At 28.8% G+C, this 13,618-nt stretch carries 5 protein-coding genes; all 5 read left to right on the top strand.

Annotation, left to right across the window (positions count from 1 at the left end):
• The first annotated feature begins 568 nt into the window (after positions 1–568).
• The 5 genes from DES33_RS09935 to DES33_RS00020 all read left to right on the top strand — a co-directional run bounded on the left by DES33_RS09935 (position 569) and on the right by DES33_RS00020 (position 13,582).
• On the top strand, positions 569–877 hold the full coding sequence (locus DES33_RS09935; RefSeq protein WP_353963049.1) for a TnpV protein: 309 nt from the start codon (positions 569–571) through the stop codon (positions 875–877).
• A gap of 383 nt (positions 878–1,260) precedes the next feature.
• Positions 1,261–9,984 carry an SNF2-related protein gene (locus DES33_RS00005; RefSeq protein ID WP_227930671.1) on the top strand — a complete coding sequence of 2,908 codons (8,724 nt, stop codon included), beginning with the start codon at positions 1,261–1,263 and terminating at the stop codon, positions 9,982–9,984.
• A gap of 33 nt (positions 9,985–10,017) precedes the next feature.
• Positions 10,018–11,160, top strand: coding sequence for a single-stranded DNA-binding protein (locus DES33_RS00010; RefSeq protein WP_110057740.1), 1,143 nt, complete (start codon positions 10,018–10,020; stop codon positions 11,158–11,160).
• Positions 11,161–11,859: 699 nt separating this feature from the next.
• Positions 11,860–12,543, top strand: a complete 684-nt coding sequence (locus tag DES33_RS00015; RefSeq protein WP_110057741.1) for a response regulator transcription factor — start codon at positions 11,860–11,862, stop codon at positions 12,541–12,543.
• Positions 12,536–13,582: a sensor histidine kinase gene (locus tag DES33_RS00020; RefSeq protein WP_110057869.1), complete on the top strand. Its 1,047-nt coding sequence runs from the start codon at positions 12,536–12,538 to the stop codon at positions 13,580–13,582. The genes DES33_RS00015 and DES33_RS00020 overlap by 8 nt, the downstream gene beginning before the upstream one ends.
• Positions 13,583–13,618 lie beyond the last annotated feature (36 nt).

Below are 13,618 nucleotides of genomic sequence, written 5' to 3' on the forward strand. Positions count from 1 at the left end.
AAATATTCTAGTACTAATTTTATTTTAAATTCTTTTGTGTATTTTGGCATACAAAAACCCCTCCATCCGTATTCCGGATTTTGGGGTTCAGGTTAAAAGGTAGACCTTTTTAATTTGTTAAAAGAATCCGTAAAAATTTCCATAAGCGAGAGAATGGAGGTCTCATATCAGCTAAAAGAAGAAAACTTATCTTTACTGTCTAAAATATCAAGTTCGGGCATAGACAAAGTATTAAGTATAAGTGCTAATATAAGTAAAAATATCTTACTTGATTTGGGAAGTGAAATAAAAAGATTAGAAATTTTAGAGAAAATTCAAGAAAGAAAAGATTTGGAGCAGACAAAAGAGCTTAAGGAGCGTTATAATAAATTAAGTTCTGATATAAACGGTGAAATAAATTTTAAAGGAGGCTTGGAAGATGAAAGAGAAATTAACATTGGCAGGCAAGGAATACCTCATGGAGGAGGGGATTTACACACCAATCGTCAAGGAGAATTCCTTCGAGAGACAGGGAGGGACATACAAGATGGAAGAATTGGAGGAAGGCATGGAAGTCCTAATACCCAATATGGCAATTCCCAAGGAAATAGATTTAAAGAAACTCAACAGATGGGGAAGGATGAGATTGAACTTTCTCAAGGAGAACAAAGAAGAGGATTATCAGATAATGTATTTGCAAGGGATATTGATGGATCATCTTCTATCAAAGGAAAAAGAGATAGAGGACTTTATCACGAGGGAAGAAGTCAAAATGATGGAAACTTGGGGGCTGACAGAAGAACTGAAAGAAGAGGACTATCTGAAATATCTGAGATTGAAGAAGAACATGGATATGACCCTGCAAGAAATAGGGGAAAGGGAGATAATCTTAATCTAAAAAATGAGGAAGTAGAGTCTACTTCCTTTTTTTCTGCTAAAAATCAGGGAGAGCAAATATCCTTCTCAAATCCAATAAGTCAAAGAGAAATAGATACATTTTTAATTCATGGAGGAAATCATGAAGATGGAAGATTAGCAGTAATAGCAGAATTTTCTAAGGGTAAATCTTTAGAAGAACAGGCAAACTTTTTGAAAGAAATATATAGGGGAGCCAATGGTCTTGAAATTGAAGGAAGAAAGATATCTGCATGGTTTGGAAAGGAAGGAGCAATTTTTAAAGATGGAGATGAGGCAAGATATAGAGAAGGGCAAATAGTTTCTTGGAAAGATTTAGCTAATAATATTAATGATTTATTAAATAGAGGAGAATTTGCTAGCAACGTGGAGGTTATAGAAAGTGCCACATATGAAAGAGAAAAAATAGCAGAAAAATTATTGTATTTAAAGAGAGATCTTTCTGATGAAACTAAGGACAGATATTTAGCGATTCTTAATGATATAAAAGGAAGAGGCTTCCCAGATGAAAAAGAAAATCTCGGAAAAAAACTTGAAGATAAAAATTTTATAAATAAACTCAGAAAAGAATACGAGGTATTTTTAGAAGAATATAAGATTAATCCTGATATTTTAAGATTTCATCATTATAAATTATCTAGAATCTATAATGATATCAATGATTTAGAAATAGAAAGAAAATTATATAGGTCAAATTTAAAGGATATTGCACCTATTCAGAGTTTTATAACACAAGATGAAATAGATGAAAGCCTAAAAAGAGGAAGCGGGTTTTCTGATGGAAAGAAAAGAATATATGAATTTTTTACTGAAAAGCATGATTTAAAAGAACAAGCAGATTTCTTGAAAAATGAATATGGCGTAGGTGGAAGTTCTCATGCACTATCTGCTGCAAGAGGAAGTGGTGAGTGGCACGATGCGAAAGGAATAAAATATAATAAAGGTAATGCAAAAGAAATACAACTATCTTGGTCTAATGTTGCAAGAAGAATTAATGACCTTATTAAAAAGAATAGATATATAGATGAAGAAAGTTTTGAAGAAAATAGGGAGAAAAAAACAGATCAGGAAATAAATAAAACAGAAAAAGAAAGCCAGGAGTATATAAATTATCAAGATGATTTGCCTCCAACTGATAATGATGTATATATAGAAAGAACAAATAATAGTTCTATATATTATTATCAAGGACAGTCTGTAGCAAGTATAGGTGATGATGGAAAACTTATCATTTATGATGAATTTATACCAAACTTTTTAAAAGAAGAAATATATTCCATAGCCTTTGAAAAACAATTAGATATACCATTAGACCAGTTAGACGATGGAATTATTCTTGAGGGAATACATGACACTTTTTATATTAAAGAAAAGGAAGAAATAGAAGGAAGAGAATATTACCTTTTAGAAAGTCAAAGTCAATATGATGATATTCCAAATATTGTAGTTAATTCTAACAAAGAAGTTATAGATGATGATATAGTAAATGGGTTTGAAGAATTTAAGGAATTTTATACTAATAAAAATAAAGAGAATATAAGTTTTGATTTAGATAGCCATATAAAAGATGATTATTGGATAATTGAGTTTAATGAGGGTTCGAGTCTAATAGAAAAAGATTATACAGGACAAAGGCTGACCAAAGAACTATTAGATGAAATAAGAGAAATAGATGAAAAGATAAGACTTCATAATAAGACCTTAGGAGAAGATGAATATGGGCAGATGACTGATAAGTGGGAGGGGTATTCCAAATTCTATTTTGACCATATAGTAGATGGGAAAATAGTTGATCACTATAAGATAGACATAGGTGATGGAAATGAGATCAACCAAAGAGATTTTGAATTTCTTTATGAACAAATAGGAAAAAGTCAGATAGAACTTAATCAAACTATAGAAGAAAATAAGATAGATGAAAAAATAATTTCCATAGACCAAATTGAAGATAGAATTTTTGATGTATTAGTTAAGGATAAAGTTTTAGAAAATGAAATTATAAAGGCAAGAGAAAACTTAGGAAATAATACCTTAGCAAGTTTTAACTCTGTATTCCAAAGAGAATATGCAAAAATCATGAGAGAAGTTGCCGATAAGCAGGGAAATCTTCCGGATGATATGAAGTCAATAGATAAGGTTAAAGAATTAGGCATTAGAATAGAAAATAGATATAGAGAATATTTAAATAATTCACTTAAAAACAATATAGAAGATGATAAGGAAATCCTCTCTATAAAAGTGGGAGATATAGTTAGAACAGAGGATAATAAATATTTAAAAATAAAAAATATTTCCAGTGGATATGATAATAACCATAATCAAATAACATATTATTCATATGATGCCTATTTTGATAATGACTTAAAACTATTCTCACATTCCTTTAAAGAAAGCGATTTAAAAGCTTTAGAAGTATTAAGAAATGAAGTAGAAGAAAAATTAACAAAAGAGATTGTAGAAGATAAAATAGCGGTAAAAGTAGGATTTTATTATGCTTTAGTAGATAAATATAAAACAAAGGATATAGAACTAGAAGAAACAGGAATTAGAGTTTATCCAAGAAAGGAAAACTCACAAGGAAAGATCTATACTTTATATAAAGGGAAATCTTTTGAAGATAGCAGAAAAATAGACAGTTTGTTCGATGAAATTACTGCCAAGATGAAAGAAGTAAACCTTACAAATTTAAATGATGTATTAGAATTGGAAAGGGAAGGTTTATTTGAAATTACTGATGATAAAGTTACAAAATTTGAGAAAGGCTATGATATAGATGTTCAAAGTTTTAATCAGCAATTTCCGGATTATTATAATGATATATATGTTTTTAATAAAAATCTTGAAATCAGTGGAGCATATCAAAATTTAGCACATATAAATGAAGAAAATAAAATTACTTTTAATGTAAATTTATCGCAAGAAGAAAAATCCAAAATTGAAGAAATAAGAGATAAGAAACAAGTTCTTTCCAAGTTAATAGATAAGGATATCAAAGAAAAAAGAGAATACTATTTTGATCCTCAAAATGAAGAATACTTACTACTGTCAAAGAAAATAGAAGATGGATTATTAAAAAAACCAGAAAATATTATAGATGGAAAAGAAGGGTATAAGGTAGAGCTAATCTTAGATGTTAAGGGGAAATCTCTTAAACAAAATTTACGATACAATGGGTATATTTTAAATTCTAATCAAGCTATAAAATATAAAAGTTATAAGGACATATTAAGTAACTTACCTTATTTACTTGATGACAAACATAGAGAAGTGCTTTTAAATGGATATTTAAATCAGCAAATAGAAAATGATAGAACAAGGCAAGAAGAAAATCCATTTAAAGAAGGTATGAGTGTTAGATACAAAGGAAAAGAATACACTATAACCGCCATTAACGATAATACAAGTCCTAAAACTATAGAACTAGAAGATAGCACAGGACTAATGAATGGTTTTATTACCGGAAGTGAAACAATTCTTTTTAATGATTACAAAAATCTTGATTTAGAAGTATATAAATCTAGTGAAAAAGAAAAACAATCTATTGATAAAGGGAAACTAGTAGAACAAATCAGCTTTGAAGATATTGACAATAATAACGAAGAAGAAGTTAAAAAAGACAAAAAGACTGATAGAGAAAATATAGAAGGGGTTTCTGAAGTTTCTTTAGAAAACTATAAAATTATTAATGAAGAAGAAAACCTACCACCTTCACAGAGATTAAAAAACAACATTGAAGCTATAAATGTCTTAAAGGTTTTAGAAAAAGAAAATAGAAGTGCAAGAAAAGATGAACAGGAAATTTTGGCAAAATATATCGGCTGGGGAGGACTTTCTGATGTATTTGATGAAGAAAAGGAAGGTCAATGGCTTGATGCAAGAAACTTTTTAAAAGAAAATCTAACTGGGGAAGAATATAATAGGGCAAGAGAATCAACCTTAACAGCTTTTTATACGCCGAAAGTAGTTATAGACGCTATCTATGAAAGTCTTTCTAATCTTGGATTTGAAAAAGGAAATATATTAGAACCAAGTGCTGGGACAGGGAGATTTATAGGAAATCTACCTGAAGAAATGAAAGAGTCAAACTTTTATGGAGTTGAATTAGATAGCATTAGTGGACAAATTGCCAAAGAACTTTACCCTAATGCCAATATCCAAATAAAAGGCTTTGAAGAAACCAATTTTTCTAATAACCTATTTGATGTGGCCATAGGAAATATTCCTTTTGGAGAATTTAAAGTAGCAGATCGTGAGTACGAAAGAAATAACTTTCTAATTCACGATTATTTTTTTGCTAAAACTTTAGATAAGGTTAGAGATGGCGGCATCATTGCCTTTATAACATCTTCAGGAACAATGGATAAAAAAAGTGAAGATGTTAGAAGATATATATCGGAAAGAGCAGAGTTTTTAGGAGCAATAAGACTACCAAATACTACATTTAAAGGGGTAGCTGGAACAGAAGTAACTTCAGATATAATCTTTTTAAAAAAGAGAGATAGGCTATTAAAGATAGATGAAGACTGGATAAAGCTAGATAAAGACCAAAAAGGACTAATATATAATAAATACTTTGTAGATAATCCTAAGATGGTAATAGGGACTATGGAAGAAATACCGTCAAGATTTGGGACAAGCCTTGCATGTATTGAAAATAAAGATATTTCTTTAGAAGAAGGACTAAAAAAAGCTATTAAAAATATTCAAGGTAGGTATGAAAAAGCTCAAATAAATGATGATTTAGGAGAAGAAACAATACCAGCTGATGATAGTGTTAAAAACTATTCTTTTGCTTTAGTGGATGATGAAATATATTTTAGAGAAAATTCAATTATGCAAAGAATATCCTTAAACCAAAAGGATAAATATAAGGTAAAAGAATATTTAAGATTAAATGAAAGTCTAAGGAAAGTTATAACCTATCAAAGAGAAGACTATTCAGATGAAGAGATAAAAAAAGAACAAGAAAATCTAAATAAATTCTACGATGATTTCAATAGCAAACATGGAAGACTAAATTCAAAAACCAATAAAAAGTTATTTAGAGAAGATGCCAATTTTTCTTTAATTTCAACTTTGGAAAAATTAGATAAAGAAGGCAACTTTATAGGAAAATCTGACATCTTTAACAAGAGAACTATAAAAAAAGCTGTAATAATAGATCATACAGATAGGGCAATAGATGCTCTGGTACTCTCTATTAGTCAAAAAGGTAAAATAAATTTTGATTATATGGAAGAATTGACAGGAAAAACAAGAGATAAATTAATAGAAGAATTAAAGGGAGAAATATTTTTAAATTTAGATTCCTTTGAACCTAATGATATAAATCCATTTAAGTCTGCTAATGAGCTAGGAGATTTTTCAAGACCTTACGTAAGTGCTGATGAATACTTGTCAGGAAATATAAGAGATAAAATTGAAGTTGTAGACTCTTATATCAAAAACATCGAAAAAGAGTTAGGAAAGGAAGAAAATCTAGAGGATAGTAAACTCTTAAAAAAAGAATTAGAAGAGTTACATTTTCAAAAAGCAAAGCTAGTGGAAGTAATGCCTAAAGCACTAGATGCAAGTGAGATTACAGTTAGAATGGGTGCAACATGGATACCGGAACAAGATTACAAAAAATTTATGTTTGATTTGTTGAAAACACCAGTTTCATCAAGGTGGAATATAGATATTAAGTATTCTGACTTTACAGGAGAATATAGAGTTGAAGGAAAAAGCTCTGATAGGGACAATGACCTTGCTTCTTTTACCTATGGTACAAATAGGGTAAATGCCTACAAATTGATAGAAGATACTTTAAATTTAAGAGATACTAAGGTATTTGACCAAGTAGAAGACAGTGATGGAAAGAAAAAATCTGTGCTTAATCAAAAAGAAACAATGCTTGCAAGAAGCAAGCAAGAGATGATAAAAGAAGAATTTAAAAGCTGGATATTTGATGATGTGGAAAGAAGAAATAGATTAGTAGAAGATTATAACGAAAGATTTAATTCCATAAGACAAAGGGAATATGATGGATCTAATCTTACTTTTGAAGGAATGAATCCTGAAATAGAATTAAGAGCACATCAAAAAGATGCCATAGCAAGAGGTTTGTTTGGTGGAAATACTTTACTTGCCCATGAAGTAGGAGCAGGAAAAACCTTTGAAATGATAGGTATAGCCATGGAGTCAAAAAGACTTGGTATGAGTAATAAGTCAATGTTTGTTGTTCCTAACCACATTGTAGAGCAATTTGGAAGAGAATTTAATGAACTTTATCCAGGAGCTAATGTATTATGTGCTACAGAAAAAGATTTTACACCAGATAGACGAAAAAGATTTTGTAGTCGTATTGCTACAGGAAGTTTTGATGCTGTTATTATAGGGCACAGTCAATTTGAAAAAATTCCTATATCAAAAGAAAGACAAGAATATGAATTGCAAGGTCAAATTGATGAAATCATTGACTATATAGATGAATATAAAAGAGAAAGGGATCAAAGATTTACTGTAAAGCAATTAGAAAAAACAAAGAAAAAATTAGAGACAAAGTTAGAAAAACTAAATGCTGATTATAAGAAAGATGACGTTGTAACCTTTGAGGAACTGGGAGTAGATAAGTTATTTGTAGATGAAGCCCACGCATACAAAAACCTCTATCTATTTTCTAAAATGAGGAATGTAGCAGGAATTACTTCTACAGATTCACAAAAATCATCAGATATGCTTATGAAATGCCGCTATATGGATGAAATAACTAATAATAAAGGATTAGTATTTGCTACAGGTACACCAGTAAGTAACAGTATGGCTGAACTTTATACCATGCAGAGATATTTACAGTATGATGAATTAAAAAAGATGAAATTGCAACATTTCGATTCTTGGGCGTCTACTTTTGGAGAAACAATAACGGCAATAGAATTAAATCCTGAGGGTAATGGTTATAGGAGCAAAACCAGATTTGCAAAATTTTATAATCTTCCTGAACTTATGAATACTGTAAAAGGATTTATGGATATTAAAACAGCTGATGTTTTAAATCTTCCTACACCAATTGCCCATTATGAAACTATAAAAACAAAGCCTACCGAAGAACAAAAAGAAATTCTTGAAACTTTTTCAGAGAGAGCAGATAAGGTTCGTGATAAGCAGGTAGATTCAAGTGTTGATAATATGCTATTAATAACAAATGATGGGAAGAAGATGGCATTAGATCAAAGATTAATCAATCCTTTACTTCCTGATGATCCTAATAGTAAGGTGAATACCTGTATAAAAAATGTATTTAGCATTTGGGATAAATATAAAGATAAAAAATCTGCTCAATTAATATTTTGTGATATGTCTACACCAAGTAATGATTTTAATATCTATGATGATATTAAAACAAAACTTATAGATATGGGAGTACCTGAAAATGAAATAGAATTTATTCATAAGGCAAAAAACAATATGGAAAAAGACGCTATCTTTGATAAGGTAAGAAAGGGAGAAATAAGAGTCTTACTTGGTTCAACACAGAAAATGGGAGCAGGTACTAATGCCCAAGACAAACTAATTGCAATTCACGATCTTGATATACCATGGAGACCTGCTGATCTTTCTCAAAGGGCAGGCAGGATTGTGAGGCAGGGAAATGAGAATAAGGAAGTCCATATATTTAGATATGTAACAGAAAATACTTTTGATGCCTATCTTTTTCAAACCTTAGAGAATAAACAAAAATATATTTCCCAAATTATGACTTCAAAGACACCTGTAAGAGTTGCAGAAGATGTAGATGAAGCTACATTAAACTATGCCGAAATCAAAGCTCTTGCAACAGGAAATCCATTAATAAAGGAGAAGATGGATCTTGATGTTGAAGTTTCTAAACTTAAAATGATAGAGTCCAATTTTAAATCAAATCTTTACAAGTTGGAAGATAAAGTAGTTAAATTTTATCCAAAGGAAATAGAAAGATTAAAAGAAAGGATAGAGAACTTAAAGGAAGATATTAAAAATGTTGAGCCTTATAGAGAAGTAGATAAAAATTTAAAAGAAGATAATAAATTTACCTCTCTAATTATTGACGGAAAGAAGTATATAGATAAGAAAATAGCTGGAGAGTTTTTGTTGAACAAAATTAAGGGAGTTAAAATATATAGGGAAATGGATAAAGATGGAGAAAAAATAGGTGAATATAGAAATTTTGATTTATCCATAAAATATGATTCTTTTTTCAATAAATATAACTTTATATTAAAAGGTAAGGGAGAATATAGAGGAGAGTTTGGAACAGATGAAATAGGTAATATAACAAGAATGGATAATGTATTAGATAAATTACCAGAAAGATTAGAAAATACAATTTCAAAACTAAAAGATACAGAAGAGCAATTTCAAACAGCCAAAATTGAAATACAAAAGACATTTCCACAAGCTGAACTTTTAAAGGATAAGACACTAAGACTTGCAGAAGTAAATAATTTACTAGATATGGGAAAAAGTGAAGATATAAGCCAAGATAATCCATTACTAGAAGAAGTAAAGGAAGAATTGATAGACTTCCTTAACAGAGAATATGATGAAGAAAACAGGTTAGAGGACTTTGATACTATATTTCCTGACTTAACAGATATAGGAATAGCTTATACAACTACACCAGATGAAAAACATGAAATACAAGTAAGTTTAGATTTAATAAATTACAAGATGAACACCTATGTAGATAAGAACCTAATTGACAGCTTTCAATACACCTATGATCCCTTAGATGCAAGTGATTTAAAAGAGCTAGTACAGATAAAGACATCTATTGGCTTTTGGAATTTTAGTGAGCTTGTATCAGTAAATGAAGAAAAACTGAGAGAAGTAATGGGACTTGAAATAGATGATGATGGAAACTTCTATGATCCATTATCTAAAGATATGGATTTAGATGGAATAATAGATAGAAATGATGCTGACTTTAGAGATAGTAAAGTGCAGGAAATAGGAGATTTTGAAAGGAAAGAAAAAACATCTATTATGGATAAATTAAAGGAATATAAGGGGAATTTAGTAGTAAATAATAATATAAAAGAAATAAATAATAGTGAACCATGTGGCAGATAAAGCTTTAAATGAGATTATTAGAGGAAAAAGAATATGGAATTTGATAGATATAGCTTTAATGAATTTATTCGAGAAAATTTTTCTTTTGATGGTGCTACTCAGAGAATAATTAACAATATAGTTGAATATGGAATTAAAAATATTGCCACTTCAGAAGATAAATTAGTTGAATTTATTCAGACTACAATCGATGATCCAACAGTTGAAGAAATAAAACAATTTATTATTAGTGATGGAAAGGAAGAAGAAATAAAAGATTTAACAGATAAGAGAGAGAAAAATAGAAATGGAGGAATAAAAATGAATATAAAAAAGGGAAATGTAATTGAAACTGAATTTGGAGACACTATGGTATTGGATGTGAAAGATAATCAAGCTACCTTATTTGACGGAAAGCAATTTATTTTAGCCACAGGAGTAGAGTTTAATAAAGAAAGTGGAAAGTATGAATGGGATTCTGTTAGATACGCAAGTGATATAAAAACAATAGCAAATATGGAAAATACAAATTTTGAAAGCATGAAAAATACAATAGATTTTTTAGCAGAATATAATCATAAAGAATTTGTAAAAGGTATTATATCTCTTGAAACAGGAGTAGAAAATGAAAATGTTCTTAATAATGCCTATGATAATTATATGAACGATTCAGTTATGGGTCTTATTGATGAAAAGTTTATTGAATATATAGACGAAGAAGAGTTAAAAGAAAACTTAGAAGTTAATCAAGAACAAGGAGATAAAGAAATGAAAGATATAGATAATAAAGAAAAGGATATATTAAATATAGATGGAAATATAGCAACTGATATAGAAATTAAAGATTTAAAATCAAAAGATGGGAGGGACTTTAAAGTAGCCTCCTTTTCTATTGCTGAAAATGACAAGGAAGGAAATGCAAAATTCATCAGCTGCTACGCCTATAATGACAAAATCAATCAAGTAAAAAATTTGAAAAAAGGAGATTTTGTACACCTATTTGGCAAAGAAAAGAAAAATATGGGAAAGGATAATAAGGAATACACAAGTCTAAAAGTATACTCTGCAAAGTTATTAAAAGCTAAAGAGCATACTAAAGCAAAAGCATCAACACTAGGGAAATTAAAGGAATTTAAGACTAAAGGGGATATGAAAGTGGATGAAAAGAAGAAAAAGGATAATAGCATAGAAAGGTAAAAGATTATAGGAGGCAGGTTTTAGTCTGCTTACTGTATTGTATGATGGGGCAAGTTCCAATACTGGGGTGAAAGTCCCTAAACAGCGTATTTGTCGACGAATTCCATAGCAATCCTGAAATTTCACATGGAGATATGTGGAAGAGAGGAACGACCTGACTTGATGAACATGAATATGATATTAAGGTTAGTTAGATATGTAGATTACAGTATACTAACAGTAGCAAACAGTGTAGTGGCAAACAGAGTAATGGTTTTAGTAACCAAATGTATAGAAAAGAAGTTAGGATTAAAATAAATGCAACAAAATTCAAAGTTATTAAACCAACCAAGCTAAAATGTTTTGGATTTGAAGTCTGAAAAAGAAAAGACGATTAGAAGGCTAGAACAGACGAAAACTTTTTAAAAGATATAGTATATGTGATGACAGCAAAGACAATCTATTATCAATATAGTAGATATAGATATTGAAATGAGATAAAGAATAATGGTATACTTATTTATAAGTAGACATTTATAAACAACGAAAGAAATGTATATTAAATCAAAAATTATAGATTTAAGAAATTTAGAAAGATAGATTTAATTCATTAAAAGGATGTTGTATTGTTCTTCTTGATTCTTTTACTTAAAAAATTTCTTTATTTTTTTAAAGTTGTTTTGACAAAAGTGATAGATTTAAAATGGAGGAAATTTAGTTATGAATTACTCAGTATTAGTAGTAGAAGATGATGAAAGTATTTTAGATTTAATAGAGATATATCTAGAAAATGAAAATTATATTATAAAAAAGGCAACATGTTCAGAGGAAGCAATTAGATATATTAAGGAAGAAGAATTTGATTTAGCGATTTTAGATATTATGTTACCTGATAAAGATGGATATTATTTATGCAAAAAGATTAGAGAGTCTTTTAATTATCCAATTATTATGCTTACATCAAAAGATGATGAGTCAAGTAAAATTAAGGGCTTAACCTTTGGAGCGGATGATTATGTAACTAAACCATTTTTACCTGGAGAGTTAGTTGCTAGAGTAAAGGCTCAATTAAGAAGATACAATAATTATAATTTAAAAACTAAAGAAGGTACAGGAAATATTTTAACTTATCAAAATGTGGATTTAAATATCAAATCAAGAGAAGTTTTAGTTGATGGACAGGAAATTGATTTAACTCCTATTGAATTTATTATTTTAAAATCATTACTAGAGAAAAAATCTGAAGTACTAGGATCCGAAGATTTATTCTATAAAATATATCCGGATGAATATTATATAAAAAACAATACTATTTCAGTTCATATTAGACATATTAGGGAAAAGTTAGGAGTGCAAAACAATATAATAACAACTGTATGGGGAGTTGGGTATAAAATTGGATAAAGATCAATATTTTAAAGATATACTAAAAAAAATAGTAATAAAAATTATGGTATTTTTATTTATTCTAATGAGTTGTATGCTTGCAATAGATAGCAATATTTTTAGATTTAATAATGAAATACACGAATTTTTTGTTAATAGATTGGATCTGATTTTTTTTGTTATTTTATTATTGGGGATATTAATTATTATAATAAAAGAATTTTCAAAATTAGAGAAAGATTATATTGACTTATGCAAAAAAATAGACGATTTGGATGAGAATATTGTTAGTTTCCCGACTCATTATAAAACTTTAGAAGATTCCATAAATAGATTAAAATTTAAACAAAAAGAGATAGAATATACGCTTAAAAAAAGAGAAAATGAAGATAATGATTTAATCACCTACTTAGCACATGACTTAAGAACTCCTTTGACATCTATCATTGGATATTTATCAATGCTCGATGAAATGAAAGACTTGCCTAATAAGCAAAGAGAGAAATATATTAGACAATTATTAGAAACAGCATTAGGATTAGAAGATCTTATAAACCAATTTTTTGAAATTGCTAGATTAAATAATGGTGAATTTAGTATTCATAAAGAAAAAATTGATTTAGAATATTTTTTAATACAATTAAGAGATGAGCTTTATCCTATGATGAAAGAGAATAATCATAAGATAAATATCTCAAGTGAAGGCTCAATATTTGTAAATGTCGATCCAAATAAAATGAAAAGAGCCTTAGAGAATATTTTAAAAAATGCAATCTTATATTCTTATGCAAATACAGAGATAAAAGTTAAAATATATCAAACGTATAAGTGTGTAATATTAAAAATTATTAACAAGGCCGATACACTAGAAGAAGCGCAGATAAGAAATATGTTTAACAAATTTACTAGATTAAATCTAGCAAGAAATTCAAAAAAAGTGGGATCTGGCTTAGGTTTACCTATCGCAAAAGAAATTATTGAATTACATGAGGGTAAGATAGAGGTAGAAAGTTCTAATAATGAAGTTATTGTCATTGTAAGATTAAAAAATAAATGAGGATTACACCTTAATTATGTATAAAACTACATAATT

Origin of the sequence: Finegoldia magna, assembly GCF_003182075.1 — a bacterium.
Taxonomy (GTDB): Bacteria; Bacillota; Clostridia; order Tissierellales; family Peptoniphilaceae; genus Finegoldia; species Finegoldia magna.

Bases quoted from the DNA above. Each gene is read 5' to 3' on its own strand.
- DES33_RS09935 (WP_353963049.1), top strand. From the start codon at position 569: ATGGCAATTCCCAAGGAAATAGATTTAAAGAAACTCAACAGATGGGGA.
- DES33_RS00010 (WP_110057740.1), top strand. From the start codon at position 10,018: ATGGAATTTGATAGATATAGCTTTAATGAATTTATTCGAGAAAATTTT.
- DES33_RS00015 (WP_110057741.1), top strand. From the start codon at position 11,860: ATGAATTACTCAGTATTAGTAGTAGAAGATGATGAAAGTATTTTAGAT.